A 17,435-nucleotide genomic window follows, 5' to 3' on the forward strand; every position below is an offset into this window, starting at 1 on the left:
CGGCTGCTTGTTGGGGGGGTTGTGGGCCGGGGATGTTGGCGCCGGGGGGGCCCCCCCCCGGGGGGGGGGGGGGGGGACGGGCGCTTACCGGGGGCCACCCCCCCCCGCCCCGGTGTGGGCCGGACGGTTCAGGCTCCCATCGCGGCCACCACCGAACGCGGGCGCAGGTCCGTCCAGTTGGCCTCGATGTACTCGGTGCACTCCTGCTTGCTGCCCTCCTCGTGTGCCTGCTGCCAGCCGTCGGGACGACGGATGCGGGCGGGCCACAGCGAGTGCTGGCCCTCGTCGTTGACCAGGACGACGAATCGGCCGTCGGCGTCGTCGAACGGGTTGGTTGCCATGGAAGTCACCTCTGTCGGTCCGTGGATCAGGTCGGTACAGGGCATCGCCTCCGCACCGCTGCCTCGACGCTAGGCATCTCCGCCCGCGAAATCGGGCAGCACGGGCGGCAGTTGGGCGGCATGACGTCGGCGCCGCCGACCCCGCGGTCAGGCCGGCACGGCCGTGACCTCGCGGGCGCGCGTGACGGCGACCCCGGCGGCGACCGCCGCGGCCCGCACCGCGCCGAGCGCCTCGCGCAGCAGTTCCGTGCGCAGCTCGGGCCGGTCGGCGAGCTCGGGCCGGTCGGCGTCGAGCAGTTGCACCGCCGCCTCCAGGACCGCGAACTTCGCCTCGCCCACGGCTTCACGGCGATCGGCCTGGGACATGGCCTCGCGCAGCGCCGCGGTCAGTGATTCGTCGGGGGCGGCGACAGGGGCGATCTGGGACATGGGTCCACTCCTTCGCAAGGTACGGCAAGGCAGGGTCGGGGCCGGTAACTCGCTTGTGCGTAGCAGTTGTTGCTCTTGTCCGTTCGGTCCGGACTGTTCGGTCCGGGGCGTTCGGTCTCGGTCGTTCGGTCTCGCGACGTTCGGTCTCGGGACGTTGATCCCGCGCGAGTGCACCGGCTGTGCGGGCGGGTACCGAAAGGGCGACGCGACCGCGTTCCGTCGCGTCCTTCACAGCGGTCCGGCGCCGGAAAACGACTGTACGTCGGGCCGTGAATCCCGTATCGACCGGCAGCGGCAACTGCCGCCCGGCTGCCGCCTCGGGCGCCGGTGAGCCGCGTAACGCGTTCCTACGATCGATGGCGTAAGGAAGTTCCGAGCCATCCAGGACCTCCTTCTCCCATTGACATCCCATGATGCGGACGAAGTGATGAAGCAGCCTGCGGAATTGGCGCCCCGAGATTCGTCCGGGCCGCTGGACGTCGTGGTCACCGGACTGCCGTCCGATGCCCACACCTGGAATCTCGTGTTCATGCAATTGCTGCTCGAAGACCTCGGACACCGAGTCGTCAATCTGGGGCCGTGCATCGCCCAGGACGAGATCGTCGAGTCGTGCTGCAAATACCAGCCCGACCTGCTCGTGGTGAGCAGTGTGAACGGCCACGGATTCCACGACGCCGAATACCTCGTGCGGGCGCTCCGGGCACGCTGGGAGCTGGCCGGACTGCCGGCCGTCGTCGGCGGCAAGCTCGGTGTCCGGGGCGCCGAGGGACAGGACGGGCAGCGCCGGCAGCTGCTGACGGCGGGCTTCGACGCGGTGTTCCACGACGAGGAGGGCCTCGCGCCCTTCGAGGCGTTCGTCGCCGCGCTGGCGGCCGACCGCACCCAGCCCGTGCCGGACCGCACCGAGGTGGTGCCGGGCCACACCCAGCTCGGGCCGGACCACACCCAGCCGGCGCCGGGCCACCGCCCGCTCGTACCGGTCGGCGCTCGGGAAGGAGCGGCTCGATGACGTCCTTCGGACGGTTCGTGGCCGCCGCCCGCGCCCGGGGCACCCTCGTGGTGCAGCCCCGCATGGGCTTCTCGGAGCCCGCCCGGATGAGGGCCGGACTGCTCGCCACCAAGGGCGCGGCGGAAGCGGTCGCCGGCACCCTGACCATCGACAGCTACACCCGCGTCTGCGACGAACCGGCTGCCGTACGCGCCCTCAACGCGGACGTCTCCCTCAACGGCTACCCCATCACCTCCTACAGCCCGCACACCTCCCACTGGGTCCTGGACGGCATCCCCGGCCCGGGCTTCCCCGTCCAGGTCCGGCACGGCTCGGCGAGCCCGCAGCGGATCGTCGCCTCGCTCTCCCGGCTCGGCCTGACCGCCACCGAGGGCGGCCCGGTCTCCTACTGCCTGCCCTACGGCCGCACCCCGCTGGTCGACTCGATGCGCAACTGGCAGGAAGCCTGCGAGCAGTTGGCCGCCCTGCGTGACGAGGGTGGCGAGCCGCACCTGGAGAGCTTCGGCGGCTGCATGCTCGGCCAACTCTGCCCGCCCGGACTGCTGGTGGCGATCAGCGCCCTCGAAGGGCTCTTCTTCCACCGGGCCGGACTGCGCTCCATCTCCCTCAGCTACACCCAGCAGACCAGCCCCGAGCAGGACCGGCAGGCCGTGCGCGCACTGCGCCGCCTCGCGGCCGAGCTCCTGCCCGACACCGACTGGCACGTCGTCGTCTACACCTACATGGGGGTCTACCCCCGCTCCCCGCACGGCGCCCGCGCCCTCCTTGAGCGCTCCGCCGAAATCGCCGTCCGGGCCGGCGCGGACCGGCTCATCGTGAAGACCGCCGCCGAGGCGCACCGCATCCCGACCGTCGCCGAGAACGTGGAGGCCCTGCGCGTCGCCGCCCGGGCCGCCGCCCGCACCACGACGCCGGCCGACGCCGACTCCGACGCCCTCGACACCGCCGACAACCCCGTCTACGCCGAGGCCCGCGCCCTCGTGGACGCCGTACTCGACCTGGACGGCGACCTCGGCAGCGCGCTGCTCAAGGCGTTCGAGCGCGGCTACCTCGACGTCCCCTTCTGCCTGCACCCCGACAACGCCGGCCGCACCCGCAGCCACATCGACGCGGAGGGCCGGCTCACCTGGTCCGACATCGGGGCGCTGCCCATCGGCCGGGTCACCGGACAGCGCGGCGCCCGGCTCACCGCCGTCGGCCTGTACGACGCCCTGACCTATGTGCAGCGCCGCTACGACGAGGCGCCCGACCCCCGACCCGCTCCCGGCCCGCAGCGTGCTGCCGCCGACGGGCACGCCCACGAACTGCTGGAGGTATGACCATGACCGTGACCGCCCCCGAGGCCGTGGACGAGGCACCGGTGCCGTTCCCGTCCTCGCCCGACGCCCACCTCACCGACCCCCGCACCCGGGCCACCCTGCGCGTGCAGAGCCGTATGCTCGCCGCCACCCGCGCCTTCCTGACCGGGCAGGGCTTCCAGGAACTGCTGCCGCCGCTCATCGGACCGGTCACCGACCCCGGCATCCGGGGCTCCAAGCAGGTGGACGTCGACTTCTACGGCCACAAGTACAAGCTGATGACGAGCGCGATCCTCTACAAGCAGGCCTCGCTGCTCGCCTTCGACAAGATCTTCTACATCGCGCCCAACATCCGCCTGGAGCCGGTCGAGACGGCCGTCACCCACCGCCACCTCGTCGAGTTCCACCAGATCGACGTGGAGATGCGCGACGCCCGCCGCGAGGACGCGATGCACCTCGCCGAGCAGCTCGTCACCCACGTCGTCACCGACGTGGTCGCCTCGATGCCCGCCGAACTCGACGTGCTCGGCCGCGACACCGACGCCCTGCGCCGGGCCGTCACCGAGGCCTTCGGCCGCGTCGGCCACGCGCAGGCCACCGCCGGTCTGATCGACGCCGGGCACCCGCAGGACCCGGCCGCCGAGATCGACTGGCAGGGCGAGGAGATCGTCTCCGCGGGCGCGGACCGCCCCTTCTTCATCACCGACTATCCCAAGGGCTCGCGCGGCTTCTACGACAAGGAGAACCCCGAACAGCCCGGCGTACTGCGCAACTTCGACCTCATCGCCCCCGAGGGCTACGGCGAACTCGCCAGCGGCAGCGAGCGCGAGCACGACTACGCCACCCTCGTCACCAGGATGCGCGAGACCGGCGAGAACCCCGCCAAGTACGGCTGGTACCTGGACCTGGCCCGCCGCGGCATCCCCGGCAGCTCCGGCTTCGGCATCGGCCTGGAGCGCTTCACCCGGTACGTCACCGGACGGCAGGCCGCCTGGCAGGCCAGCGCCTACCCGAAGCTCCCCGGGGTGGTGTCGGCGTGAGCACCGCACTCGTCGCCCACGGCTTCCCCGAGGAACAGGTCCGCGCCCGGGCCCGGCTCGGTGCCGCCGCCGCCTTCCCGGCCGAGTCCGGCTACGGCAGCGGACTGCTCGGCGCCGGCCCGGCACCCTACGCGCCGGACCCGGACGACGACCTGGAGCGCATCCGGATCGTCCCCCCGGTCTTCATGCCCGAGCGCCTCAAGAAGCTCATCGACCTCGGCCGCGAACCCCTCTACAGCGACGTCGACCTCGAAACCGTCATCGGCGGATTCACCAGCCGACTGCCGCTGTACGTCTCCGCGTTCGGCTCGACACAGGTGGCCAGCCACGACCTCGGGGAGGCCGCGGGACGGCAGGCGGCCCAGCTCGGCGTCCCGCTGGTCATCGGCGAGAACGTGGTTCCCGTCAACGGCTACCGCAGTGCCGGCGACGCCGGTGTCAGCCCGCTGCTCGGCCGGATCGCCGCCTATGCCGAGGCCGCCGACGAGATGTTCGGCGGTGTCGCGGTCCAGCAGTCCACCGAGGACGCCGACGCCGAGGTGTGGAACCTCGTCTACAGCGACCCCGTCAGCGAACCCCTGCTCGCCACCGGCCGGCTCGCCTTCGAGCTGAAGGTCGGCCAGGGCGCCAAGCCCGGCCTCGGCGGTCTCACCGTCCTCGGCCGGGACACCGCGAGCCGCGTCGCCGAGCAGTACGCCACCGACGAGGTGTTCGGCGCCGACAGCGACCGGGTGCTGCGGGTCAGCAGCCCCGGCACCTTCACCGAGGAGATCCTGCGCCAGCAGGTCCGGCTCATGCGCAACAACTTCCCCCGTGTGAAGGTGTGGGTGAAGCTGCACCCGGGCCGGGACGTCGCCCTCGCCGCGGCCACGGCCTGGGCGGCAGGCGCCGACGCCGTCACCGTCGACGGCGCCGAGGGCGGCACCGCCTGGGCCCCCACCGGCTTCCTCTCCCACGTCGGGCTGCCGCTCGCCGACTGCCTGCGCCACCTGGGCCGCACGGACCGCTGCCTCCTGGCCAGCGGCCGCATGTGGGAGGGCACCCGAGCCGTGAAGGCGCTCGCCCTCGGGGCCCGCGCCGTCGGTCTCGGCCGGGCCGCGCTCCTCGCCGTGGACGAGGACCGCGAGGCCGGTCTGCGCCGCCTCGTCGAGGCCTTCGCCCTGGAGACGCGGATGCTGACCAGCGCGGTCGGCAAGTACCACGTGGGCGCCCTCGACCTCGGTGACCTGCTCCTCCCGGCCGCCTGGCGCACGCCACCGGCCGCGCCCGGCGCCGCCTGACCCGGCACCGCGCCCCGCGCCTTTTCCGCACCGCACACGCGATTCCTCAGTCGTGGCCGCACCGGTTTCCGGCACGCCGCGAGACCCGTGCAGACCCCGAACTTTCGAGAATGGTGTCGAGAAGATGTCTCACCAGTACCCCGCCACCCCCGTCGACCTCGACGCCTACAACAACACCGCCGTACGGCTGCCGGAAGGCGCGCTGCACGAGCTGTTCGCCGCGCAGGCCGCCCGCACCCCGGACGTGACGGCGCTGGTGTGCGAAGGCCACGAACTGACCTACCGGGCACTGGACCGGGCCGCCGACGCCCTCGCCCACCGGCTGAGGACCCGCGGCGTGCGCCCGGGGGACGCCGTCGGCCTCTTCCAGGACCGCTCCCTCGGCTACGTCGTCGCCGTCCTCGCCGTCCTCAAGGCGGGCGGCGCCTACGTCCCCCTCGATCCCCGGCAGCCGGCGGAACGGCGCGCGTTCATCCTCGCCGACACCGGCGCGGTCCTCCTCCTGACCGACCGCGACGAGCAGGCCACCGCCTTCGCCGGCACCGTGCCCGTCCTCCGCCTCACCGACGATGTCACCGAACCCGCCGAACATGCCCCACCCCTCGAACTCGCCGTGCATCCGGACCAGTTGGCGTATGTGATGTACACGTCGGGGTCGAGTGGGACGCCGAAGGGTGTGGCGAACACGCATCGCAATGTGGTGGAGCTGGCGTTGGACCCGTGGTGGGGTGCGGGGGAGCGGCACCGGCGGGTGCTGGCGTACTCGCCGCTTGCCTTCGACTCCTCGACGTACGAATTGTGGGTTCCGCTGCTCAGCGGCGGCACCGCGATCGTGCTGCCCGCCCCGAAGCTGGACATCGCCGAGCTGGCCGCGGCGCTCGTCGAACACCGGGCCACCGCGGTGTATTTCACGACGGCGTTGTTCGATGCGATGGCGTCGGAGGCGGTGGGGGCGTTGGCGGGTGTGGAGGAGATCTGGACGGGTGGTGATGTGCTGTCGGCGCCGGCGTTGGGGCGGGTGTTGGAGGAGTGCCCGGGGACGACGGTGGTGCATGCGTATGGGCCGACGGAGTCGACGGTGTTCTGCAGTTATCAGGTGTTCGGTCCGGGTGAGCGGGTGGTGGAGCGGCTGCATCTGGGTGTGCCGATGGCGAATACGCGGATGTATGTGCTGGATGAGGGGCTGCGTCCGGTGGTGCCGGGTGTGGTGGGTGAGTTGTATGTGGCGGGGAGTCATCTGGCGTGGGGTTATGTGGGTCGTGCGGGGTTGTCGGCGGAGCGGTTCGTGGCGGATCCGTTCGGTCCGTCGGGTGAGCGGATGTATCGGACGGGTGATCTGGCTCGGTGGAACGAGTTCGGTGAGGTCGTTTTCGAGGGTCGTGCCGATCAGCAGGTGAAGTTGCGTGGGTTCCGGATCGAGCTGGGTGAGATCGAGACGGCGTTGGTGTCGCACGAGTCGGTGTCGCAGGCTGCGGTGGTCGTGCGTGAGGACCGTCCCGGCGACAAGCGCCTCGTCGCCTACGTCGTGTCGGAGGCCGACGCCGACACCCTGCACGGGCACTGCGCCGAACGCCTCGCCGAGTACCTGGTGCCCTCCGCCTTCGTCGCACTCGCCGAACTGCCGCTGACCGCCAACGGCAAGCTCGACCGGGGCGCCCTGCCCGCACCGCAGGCAGGCGGCGCCACGGGACGGGCCCCGCGCACACCCGCCGAAGAGGTGCTGTGCGGACTGTTCGCCGACATACTCGGCGTGCCCGCGGTCTCCGTCGACGACGACTTCTTCCGCCTCGGCGGGCACTCCCTGCTCGCCACCCGCCTCGTCGGCCGCGTGCGCAGCGCCCTCGCGACGGAACTGACCCTGCGGGACTTCTTCCAGTACCCGACCGTCGCCCGGCTCGCCGAGCACATCGCCGGCGGCGCCGGGACCGCCCCGCGCCCCCAGCTCACCGTCCTCCCGCGCTCGGACGAGCACCTGCCGCTGTCGGCGGCCCAGCGGCGGCTGTGGTTCCTGGACCAGATGGAAGGCCCCTCCAGCACCTACAACATCCCGCTCACCGTCACCCTCACCGGCGCCGTCGACCCCGAGCTGCTGCGGCAGGCGATCGGTGACGTGCTCGCCCGGCACGAGGTGCTGCGCACCAGCTACCCGGTGCACGACGGCGAGCCCCGGCAGCACATCGCCCACCCCGACGAGGTGACCGTCCCGCTGGCCGTCGCCGACGTCACCGAGGACGAGCTGGCCGACCGGATCGCCGGGGAGGCCGCGCACCTCTTCGACCTCGCGGCCGAACTGCCGCTGCACGCGGCCCTGTTGAGGACCGGTTCGGACCGGAGCGTGCTGGTTCTGGTCGTCCACCACATCGCCTCCGACGGCTGGTCCAACACCCCGCTGATGCGGGACCTCGGCACCGCCTACACGGCCCGCGCCGAGGGCACGGCCCCGGGCTGGGAGCCGCTGCCGGTCCAGTACGCCGACTACGCGCTGTGGCAGCGGGACCTGCTCGCCGAGCACGAGGAGACGCAGCTCGACCACTGGCGCACGGCACTCGCCGCACTGCCCGCCGAGTCGACCCTGCCCGCCGACCGGCCCCGCCCCGCCGTCGCCTCCTACCGGGGCAGCACCCACACCGTGCACTGCCCGGGCGAGACCCACCGGGCGCTCACCGCGCTCGCCAGGGAGTCCGGCGCCACGCTCTTCATGGTGGCGCAGGCCGCCACGGTCGCCCTGCTCTCCCGCTCCGGGGCCGGGACCGACATCCCGGTCGGCTCCCTGGTCGCGGGCCGCACCGACGGGGCCCTGGAGGACCTGGTCGGGTTCTTCGTCAACACGCTCGTCCTGCGCACCGACGCGGGCGGCGACCCCACCTTCCGCGACCTCCTCGACCGGGTGCGGGAGACCGACCTGGGCGCCTGGGCGCATCAGGACCTGCCCTTCGACCGGCTGGTGGAGGCCCTCAACCCGGAGCGGTCCGCCGCCCGGCACCCGCTCTTCCAGGTCATGCTCACCCTGGCCGAGGCCGCCGAGGCCGCCCCCGCGCTGCCCGGGGTGCGCGCCAGGACCGGCCAGCCCGACATGGGCACCGCCAAGTTCGACCTCACCGTCAACTTCTACGAGCACCGCGACCGGACGGGCGGCCCGAACGGGCTCGACATCGTCCTGGAGTACGCCACCGACCTGTACGACCCCGCGACGATCGAGACCGCCGCCGACCGGCTGACCCGGGTCCTGGACGCCGTGATCGCCGACCCCGACGTCCGGGTGGCCGACATCGAGCTGCTCACCCACGACCAGCGCCGCGCCCTGCTCACCGACTACAACGACACCGCCGCCACCCTGCCCACCGGCACCCTGCACGAACTGTTCGCCGCGCAGGCCGCCCGCACCCCCGACGCAGCCGCGCTGGTGTGCGGCGAGAGCGAGCTGTCGTACCGCGCACTCGACCGCGCGTCCGACGCCTTCGCCCGCCGCCTGGCCGGCCTCGGCGTCGTCCCCGGAACCGCCGTGGGACTCTTCCTCGACCGGTCACCGGAGTACGTGGTCGCCGCCCTCGGCGTCCTCAAGGCGGGCGGGGTGTACGTACCGCTGGACGCCCGTCAGCCCCGGGAGCGCCTGGCGTTCATCCTCGCCGACACCGGCGCCACCCTCCTCGTCACCGACCGGGACGCCCCGGCCGACGGCCTGACCCCGCTGTCCCCGCCGGACGTCCCGGCCCTGCTGGCCGAGGCCGACGCCGACGCCCTTCAAGTCCCGGTGCATCCGGACCAGTTGGCGTATGTGATGTACACGTCGGGGTCGAGTGGGACGCCGAAGGGTGTGGCGAACACGCATCGCAATGTGGTGGAGCTGGCGTTGGACCCGTGGTGGGGTGCGGGGGAGCGGCACCGGCGGGTGCTGGCGTACTCGCCGCTGGCCTTCGACTCCTCGACGTACGAGCTGTGGGTTCCGCTGCTCAGCGGCGGCACCGCGGTGATCCTTCCGGTCTCCAAGGTCGACGTGGCCGAACTCGGCGACGCTCTCGTGCGCCACGGCATCACCGCGGTGTATTTCACGACGGCGTTGTTCGATGCGATGGCGTCGGAGGCGGTGGGGGCGTTGGCGGGTGTGGAGGAGATCTGGACGGGTGGTGATGTGCTGTCGGCGCCGGCGTTGGGGCGGGTGTTGGAGGAGTGCCCGGGGACGACGGTGGTGCATGCGTATGGGCCGACGGAGTCGACGGTGTTCTGCAGTTATCAGGTGTTCGGTCCGGGTGAGCGGGTGGTGGAGCGGCTGCATCTGGGTGTGCCGATGGCGAATACGCGGATGTATGTGCTGGATGAGGGGCTGCGTCCGGTGGTGCCGGGTGTGGTGGGTGAGTTGTATGTGGCGGGGAGTCATCTGGCGTGGGGGTATGTGGGTCGTGCGGGGTTGTCGGCGGAGCGGTTCGTGGCGGATCCGTTCGGTCCGTCGGGTGAGCGGATGTACCGGACGGGTGATCTGGCTCGGTGGAACGAGTTCGGTGAGGTCGTTTTCGAGGGTCGTGCCGATCAGCAGGTGAAGTTGCGTGGGTTCCGGATCGAGTTGGGTGAGATCGAGACGGCGTTGGTGTCGCACGAGTCGGTGTCGCAGGCGGCGGTGGTCGTGCGTGAGGACCGTCCCGGTGACAAGCGCCTCGTCGCCTACGTCGTGGCCGACGGTGACACCCGCCTCGACACCGACGCGCTGCGCCGGTACGCCGGTACGGCATTGCCCGAGTACATGGTCCCGGCCGCCTTCGTGGAGCTCGACCTGCTGCCGCTGACCGCCAACGGCAAGCTCGACCGCCGTGCGCTGCCCGAGCCCAGGCTCGGCACCGGGCCCGGTGGCCGACAGGGCCGTACGCCCGTCGAAGAGGTGCTGTGCGGGCTGTTCGCGGACGCGCTGGGGCTGCCCGCCGTCTCCATCGACGACGACTTCTTCCGCCTCGGCGGGCACTCCCTGCTCGCCACCCGCCTCGTCAGCCGCGTCCGGCGCACCCTGGGCGTCCGGCTGTCGGTACGCGACCTGTTCCGGTGGCCCACCGTGGCCCGGATCGCGGAGTTCATCGCCGACGGCACGGACACGGACCGCCGGCCGGCGCTGGTGGCGGGCGAGCGGCCCGAGCGGGTGCCCCTGTCGGCGGCCCAGCGGCGCCTGTGGTTCCTGGACCAGATGGAGGGCCCCTCCGCCACCTACAACATCCCGCTCGCCGTCCGGCTCGTCGGCAACCTCGACGCCGACGCGCTGCACCTCGCCCTCGGCGACGTCGTGGCCCGGCACGAGGCGCTGCGGACCGTCTTCCCGGCCGACCAGGGCACCCCGTACCAGCAGGTCCTGTCCGCCGACGAGGCCCGGCCCGCGGCGGCGCTGATCCCGGCGACCCGCGAGGCGCTGCCGGAGCTGCTGCGCGACCTGTCCGCCACCACCTTCGACCTGGCCCGCGAACTGCCGCTGCGCGCCGACCTGTTGCGGGTCGAGGACGACGAACACGTACTGCTCCTCGTCATTCACCACATCGCCTCCGACGGCTGGTCCACCACCCCCCTCGTGCGGGACCTGGCCGCCGCCTACACGGCCCGCGCCGAGGGCACGGCCCCGGGCTGGGAGCCGCTGCCGGTCCAGTACGCCGACTACGCGCTGTGGCAGCAGGCGCTGCTCGCGGCGGACGAGGAGCGCCAGCTCGACCACTGGCGCCGGGTGCTCGACGGGCTGCCGGAGGAAGCGACGCTGCCCGCCGACCGGGCCCGGCCCGCCACCGCCTCGTACCGGGGCGCCTCGCTGACCGTGCGCTGCCCCGCCGGTCTGCACGCCTCGCTCACCCGACTCGCCCGCGAGAGCGGCACCACCCTGTTCATGGTCGCGCAGGCGGCCACCTCGGCCCTGCTGGCACGCTCCGGCGCCGGCAGCGACATCCCCATCGGTTCCCCGGTCGCGGGCCGGAGCGAGGAGGCGCTGGAGGAGCTGGTCGGGTTCTTCGTCAACACGCTCGTCCTGCGCACCGACGTCAGCGGCAACCCGACCTTCCGGGAACTCCTCGACCGGGTGCGGACGACCGACCTCGCGGCCTGGGCACACCAGGACGTGCCGTTCGACCGGCTGGTGGAGGCCCTCAACCCGGAGCGGTCCGCCGCCCGGCACCCCCTCTTCCAGGTCATGCTGTCGGTCACCGACGCCGACACCCCGGTGCCCCAACTGCCGGGCCTGCAAGCCGAGTCGGAGTTCACCGCGCTCGGCATCGCCAAGTTCGACCTCACCTTCACCTTCCACGAGCACCGCGCCCCCGACGGCGGCCCGGCCGGTCTCGGCATCACCGTCGAGTACGCCACCGACCTGTACGACCCGGCGACCGTCTCGGCCGTCGCCGCACGGCTGGTACGGCTGCTCCAGGCCGCCGCCGACACCCCGGACGCACCGATCGGAGCCCTCGATGTCCTGGCCGACGACGAGCGGGCGCGGCTGCTCGACACCTGGCACGGCACCCGGCAGGTCCGCCCGGCCGCCGCGCTGCCGGAGCTGTTCGCCGGGCAGGCCGCCCGCACCCCCGAAGCCGTCGCCCTCTCGCACGGCGAACAGCGCCTGACCTACGCCGAGTTGGACCGCAGGGCCAACCGGCTCGCCCACCGGTTGATCGCCGAGGGGGTGCGGCCCGGCTCCCGGGTGGCGCTCTTCCAGGAGCGCTCACCGGAGGCGGTCGTCGCGATCCTCGCCGTCGTCAAGGCCGGCGCGGTGTACGTGCCCCTCGACACCCGCTACCCGAAGGACCGCGTCGACCTCATCGTGCGCGTGTCGGGCGCGGAGGTGTTCCTCACCGACCGCGACCTGACGGGCTTCGCACTCCCGGACGGCGCACGCGTCCTGTCGGTCACCGGCCCGGCCGGCTCGTACGCCGACACGGCCCCCGAGGTCACCGTCCACCCGGACCAGCTCGCCTACGTCATGTTCACCTCGGGCTCGACGGGCGTGCCGAAGGGCGTCGCCGTCACCCACCGCAACATCACCGAGCTGGCCGCCGACGACCGCTTCACCGGCGCCGCACACCGCCGGGTCCTGCTGCACTCGCCGCTCGCCTTCGACGCGACCACCTACGAACTGTGGGTGCCGCTGCTGTCCGGCGGCACCCTGGTCGTCGCCCCGCCCGGCCTGCTGGACACCGCCGCGCTGACTCGGATACTCGCCGATGAGTCGATCACCGGGCTGTGGCTGACGGCGGGTCTGTTCCGGCTGGTGGCCGAGGAGGACCCGGCCGCGTTCGCCGGGCTGCGCGAGGTGTGGACCGGCGGTGACGTGGTGCCGCCGGAGGCGGTGCGGCGGGTGATGGACGCCTGCCCGGACCTCCAGGTCGTCAACGGCTACGGTCCCACCGAGACCACGACCTTCGCCAGCGCCCACCCGCTGCACCGCCCGTTCGACTACGGGGGCGCCCTGCCCATCGGCCGTCCCCTCGACAACACCCGGCTCTACGTCCTCGACGAGCACCTGGAGCTGGTCGCCCCCGGCGTCCCCGGCGAGCTGTACATCGCCGGCACCGGACTCGCCCAGGGCTATCTGGACCGGCCGGGCCTCACCGCCGAACGCTTCGTCGCCGACCCGTACGGACCGCCGGGTGTGCGCATGTACCGCACCGGTGACCTGGTGCGGTGGTCGCGGGACGGTGAGGTCGAGTATCTGGGCCGGGCCGACCAGCAGGTCAAGCTGCGGGGCTTCCGGATCGAGCCGGGCGAGATCGAGTCGGCGCTGGTGGCCCACCCGTCGGTCGCCCAGGCCGCGGTGGTCGTCCGCGAGGACCGGCCCGGCGACAAGCGCCTGGTGGCCTACGTCGTCGGCGAGGACGTCGATCTCGACGCCCTGCGAACCGACGCGAGCGAGGCACTGCCCGACTACATGGTCCCGGCGGTCTTCATGGCCCTGGACGCCCTGCCGCTGACCGCCAACGGCAAACTCGACAAGCGTGCGCTGCCGCGGCCCCCGGTCCTGGCCGGCAGTAGTGGCCGGGCGCCCCGCAACCCCCGCGAGGAAGTCCTGTGCGGCCTGTTCGCCGAAGTCCTCGGCGTGCCGTCCGTCTCCGTGGACGACGACTTCTTCCGCCTCGGCGGGCACTCCCTGCTCGCCACCCGGCTCATCAGCCGGATTCGCACCGTCCTCGGGGCCGAACTCCCGGTCCCCGCCCTCTTCGAGAACCCGAACGTGGCCAGGCTTGCCGAGCGGCTCGACCGCGCGGAGAGCGCACGCCCCAAGCTGCGGCCGATGCGCCGGATGGGAGCCTCCCAGTGATCCCCTTGTCGTACGCCCAGCAGCGCCTGTGGTTCCTCGCCCAACTGGAGGGCCCCTCGGCGACCTACAACATCCCGCTCGCCCTGCGGCTGTCCGGCGACCTCGACGCGGAGGCGCTCACCCTGGCCCTCGGGGACGTCGTCGCCCGGCACGAGAGCCTGCGCACCGTCTACCCCGAGCACGAGGGCACCCCGTACCAGCACATCCTGCCCGCCGAGGACGCCCGGCCCGAGCTGCCCGTCCTGGCGGCCGGCGAGGACACCCTCGCGGACGTCCTCGCCGCCGAGTCCGCGCACGTCTTCGGGCTCGCCGCCGACCTGCCCGTCCAGGCCAGGCTGATCCGGCTCGGCGACCAGGAGCACGTCCTGCTGGTCGTCATGCACCACATCGCCTCCGACGGCTGGTCCATCGCCCCCCTGCTGCGCGACCTGGCCCACGCCTACGCGGCCCGCAGGTCGGGGCACGCCCCCGAGCAGGAACCGCTGGAGATCCAGTACGCCGACTACACCCTCTGGCAACAGGAGGTGCTCGGCGAGCCGGACGCCGACGACAGTCTCATGAACCGCCAACTCGCCTACTGGCAGGACACGTTGGCCGGACTTCCCGAAGAGGCCACGCTGCCCGCCGACCGGCCGCGCCCGGCCGTCGCCTCCTACCGCGGCGACACCGTCACCGTGCACTGCCCGCCCGGAACGCACACCGCGCTGGCCGACCTGGCCCGCGAGAGCGGCGCCACCCTCTTCATGGCCGCACAGGCCGCACTCGCCACCGTGCTCGCCGTCTCCGGCGCGGGCCCCGACGTCCCGATCGGTTCCCCGGTCGCCGGCCGCACCGACGAAGCCCTCGACGACCTCGTCGGGTTCTTCGTCAACACGCTCGTCCTGCGCACCGACGTCGCCGGTGACCCGTCCTTCCGGGAGCTCCTCGGGCGGGTGCGGGAGACCGACCTGGGCGCCTGGGCCCACCAGGACCTGCCCTTCGACCGGCTGGTGGAGGCCCTCAACCCCGAGCGCAGCGGCGCCCGGCACCCCCTCTTCCAGGTCATGCTCACCCTGGTGCAGGCCGGCTCCACCGACCCCGGCACCGACTTCCCGGGCCTGCGGACCCGCGCCGAATACTCGGCCACCCGCACCGCCAAGTTCGACCTCACCGTCGGCTTCGACGAGCACCTGACCCCCGACGGCCTGCCCGCCGGCCTCGACATCACCGCCGAGTACGCCACCGACCTGTACGACCCCGAGACCGTCGAGGCCCTGCTCGGCCGGCTGCTGCGGCTGCTCGGCGAGGCGGCCGCGCACCCCGACACCCCGCTGTCCGGCCTCGACCTCCTCGACCCGGCCGAACGCACCCTGCTGCTCGACACCTGGACCGGCCGTGCCACCCCGGTGCCGGACGCCTCCCTCGCCGCCCTCTTCACCGCGCAGGCCGCCCGTACCCCCGACGCCGTCGCCCTCACGCACGCCGGCCGTTCCTGGACGTATGCCGAGGCCGACGCCGTGTCCAGCCGGTTCGCGCAGCGCCTCGCCGGTCTCGGCGTCGGCCCGGAGACCGTCGTCGCCGTCCTGATGGAACGCTCCGCCGACCTGGTCCTCGCCCTGCTGGCCATCGTCAAGGCGGGCGGCGTCTACGCCCCCCTCAACGCCGTCGACCCGGCCTCCCGGCTCACCCGCATCCTCGCCGACACGGCAGCCCCGCTCCTCCTGGTCGACCGCAACCTCGCCGACCACGAGCTCGTCGCCGAGGCGGGCGACACCCGGGTCCTTCTGGTCGACGACCTCACCACCGACCCCGAGACCGCGGCCCACCCGGCGACCGCCCCAGAGGTTCCGGCCCACCCCGACCAGTGGCTGTACGTCATGTTCACCTCGGGCTCGACGGGCGTGCCGAAGGGCGTCGCCGTCACCCACCGCAACGTGGCCGAACTCGCCCTCGACCACCGCTGGCGGCGCCCCGCGCACCAGCGCGTCCTCTTCCACTCCCCGCACACCTTCGACGCCTCCACCTTCGAGATGTGGGTGCCCTGGCTGACCGGCGGCACCGTCGCCGTCGCACCGGCCGGAGTCCTCGACACCGCCGCCCTGAAATCCGTACTCGCCGATGAGTCGATCACCGGGCTGTGGCTGACGGCGGGTCTGTTCCGGCTGGTGGCCGAGGAGGACCCGGCCGCGTTCGCCGGGCTCGGCGAGGTGTGGACCGGCGGTGACGTGGTGCCGCCGGAGGCGGTGCGGCGGGTGATGGACGCCTGCCCGGACCTCCAGGTCGTCAACGGCTACGGTCCCACCGAGACCACGACCTTCGCCAGCGCCCACCCGGTCCGCCGCCCGTTCGACTACGGGGGCGCCCTGCCCATCGGCCGTCCCCTCGACAACACCCGGCTCTACGTCCTCGACGAGCACCTCGGCCTGGTCGCCCCGGGCGTCCCCGGCGAGCTGTACATCGCGGGCGCCGGCCTCGCCCGCGGTTACCTGCGGCGCCCCGCCCAGACCGCCGAACGCTTCGTCGCCGACCCGCACGGGCCGGCCGGGGCGCGCATGTACCGCACCGGTGACCTGGTGCGGTGGTCGCGGGAGGGTGAGGTCGAGTATCTGGGCCGGGCCGACCAGCAGGTCAAGCTGCGGGGCTTCCGGATCGAGCCGGGTGAGATCGAGTCGGCGCTGGTGGCTCATCCGTCCGTCGCGCAGGCCGCGGTGGTCGTCCGCGAGGACCGGCCCGGCGACAAGCGCCTGGTCGCCTACGTCGTCGGCGAGGACGTCGACACCGCGGCCCTGCGCCGCCACGCGAGCGAAGCACTGCCCGACTACATGGTCCCGGCCGCCTTCGTCCTCCTCGACACCCTGCCCCTGACCGGCAACGGCAAGCTCGACCGGCGCGCCCTGCCCGCACCCGACCTGAGCTCCGACAGCACCGGCCGCGCCCCGCGCGACCCCGCCGAGGAGGTGCTGTGCGGCCTGTTCGCCGATGTTCTCGGCCGCCCCTCCGTCACCATCGACGACCACTTCCTGCGCCTCGGCGGGCACTCCCTGCTCGCCACCCGCCTCGTCAGCCGCATCCGCACCGCCTTCGGCGTCCGGATCACCGTCCGCGACATGTTCCAGCACCCCACGGTCGCCCAGCTCAACGAGCTGATCCAGACGAGCAAGGGAGACAAGCCGCGCCCCGCGCTGGTGGCCGGAGCGCGCCCCGCACGCCTCCCGCTCTCCTCCGCCCAGCAACGGCTCTGGTTCCTCGACCAGTTGGAAGGCCCGTCGCCGACGTACAACATTCCGATCGCCCTCCGCCTGACCGGCCCCCTCGACACCGCCGCACTGCGCCGCGCCCTCACCGACGTCGTCGGGCGCCACGAGGCCCTGCGCACCGTCTTCCGGGTGGCGGACGGCGAGGCGTACCAGCTCGTCCTGGCGGCCGACGAGATCGACGTACCCCTGCCGGTCGTACCCGCCGACGAGGCCACCCTGCCCGCGCTGCTCGCCGAGGAGAGCGCCAAGGTCTTCGACCTCACGGCACAACTCCCGCTGCGCGCGGCCCTGTTGAGGGTGACGGCCGAGGACCACGTACTGGTCGTCGTCACCCACCACATCGCCTCCGACGGCTGGTCGAACGCCCCCTTCTTCGCCGACCTCGACCGCGCCTACGCGGCCCGCACCGAGGGCACGGCCCCGGGCTGGGAGCCGCTGCCGGTCCAGTACGCCGACTACAGCCTGTGGCAGCGCAGTCTCCTCGCCACCGAAGAGGAGCGCCAACTCGACTTCTGGAAGTCGCAGTTGGCCGAGTT

General features: G+C 72.9%; 8 protein-coding genes. 6 read left to right on the forward strand and 2 right to left on the reverse strand.

The genetic code is table 11. The features are described 5' to 3' along the window. Nucleotides 1-128 precede the first annotated feature (128 nt). Both ACFYZA_RS22125 and ACFYZA_RS22130 read right to left on the reverse strand, forming a co-directional pair. Nucleotides 129-341 carry an MbtH family protein gene (locus ACFYZA_RS22125; protein WP_161248062.1) on the reverse strand — a complete coding sequence of 71 codons (213 nt, stop codon included), beginning with the start codon at nucleotides 339-341 and terminating at the stop codon, nucleotides 129-131. Between the two features lie 147 nt (nucleotides 342-488). Continuing rightward, nucleotides 489-770 carry a hypothetical protein gene (locus ACFYZA_RS22130; protein WP_382600843.1) on the reverse strand — a complete coding sequence of 94 codons (282 nt, stop codon included), beginning with the start codon at nucleotides 768-770 and terminating at the stop codon, nucleotides 489-491. A gap of 427 nt (nucleotides 771-1,197) precedes the next feature. Between ACFYZA_RS22130 and ACFYZA_RS22135 the strand changes: the two genes are divergently transcribed. From ACFYZA_RS22135 to ACFYZA_RS22160, 6 genes are all read left to right on the forward strand, one after another. After that, nucleotides 1,198-1,779 carry a cobalamin B12-binding domain-containing protein gene (locus tag ACFYZA_RS22135; RefSeq protein WP_382600845.1) on the forward strand — a complete coding sequence of 194 codons (582 nt, stop codon included), beginning with the start codon at nucleotides 1,198-1,200 and terminating at the stop codon, nucleotides 1,777-1,779. Then, nucleotides 1,776-3,098: a methylaspartate mutase gene (locus ACFYZA_RS22140; protein WP_388492264.1), complete on the forward strand. Its 1,323-nt coding sequence runs from the start codon at nucleotides 1,776-1,778 to the stop codon at nucleotides 3,096-3,098. The genes ACFYZA_RS22135 and ACFYZA_RS22140 overlap by 4 nt, the downstream gene beginning before the upstream one ends. 2 nt (nucleotides 3,099-3,100) lie before the next feature. Then, complete coding sequence (locus ACFYZA_RS22145) at nucleotides 3,101-4,117, forward strand: asparagine synthetase A (RefSeq protein ID WP_382600849.1); 1,017 nt, start codon at nucleotides 3,101-3,103, stop codon at nucleotides 4,115-4,117. After that, nucleotides 4,114-5,397 carry a glutamate synthase-related protein gene (locus ACFYZA_RS22150; protein ID WP_388492266.1) on the forward strand — a complete coding sequence of 428 codons (1,284 nt, stop codon included), beginning with the start codon at nucleotides 4,114-4,116 and terminating at the stop codon, nucleotides 5,395-5,397. The genes ACFYZA_RS22145 and ACFYZA_RS22150 overlap by 4 nt, the downstream gene beginning before the upstream one ends. Before the next feature lie 124 nt (nucleotides 5,398-5,521). Next, entirely contained in the window at nucleotides 5,522-13,663 is an 8,142-nt protein-coding gene (locus tag ACFYZA_RS22155; RefSeq protein WP_388492267.1) for an amino acid adenylation domain-containing protein, read from the forward strand. After that, on the forward strand, nucleotides 13,660-17,435 hold a 3,776-nt coding region (locus ACFYZA_RS22160), incomplete at its 3' end, for an amino acid adenylation domain-containing protein (protein WP_388492268.1). The genes ACFYZA_RS22155 and ACFYZA_RS22160, both read left to right, overlap by 4 nt.

Origin of the sequence: Streptomyces sp. NPDC001828 (genome assembly GCF_042892175.1) — a bacterium.
Taxonomy (GTDB): domain Bacteria; phylum Actinomycetota; class Actinomycetes; order Streptomycetales; family Streptomycetaceae; genus Streptomyces.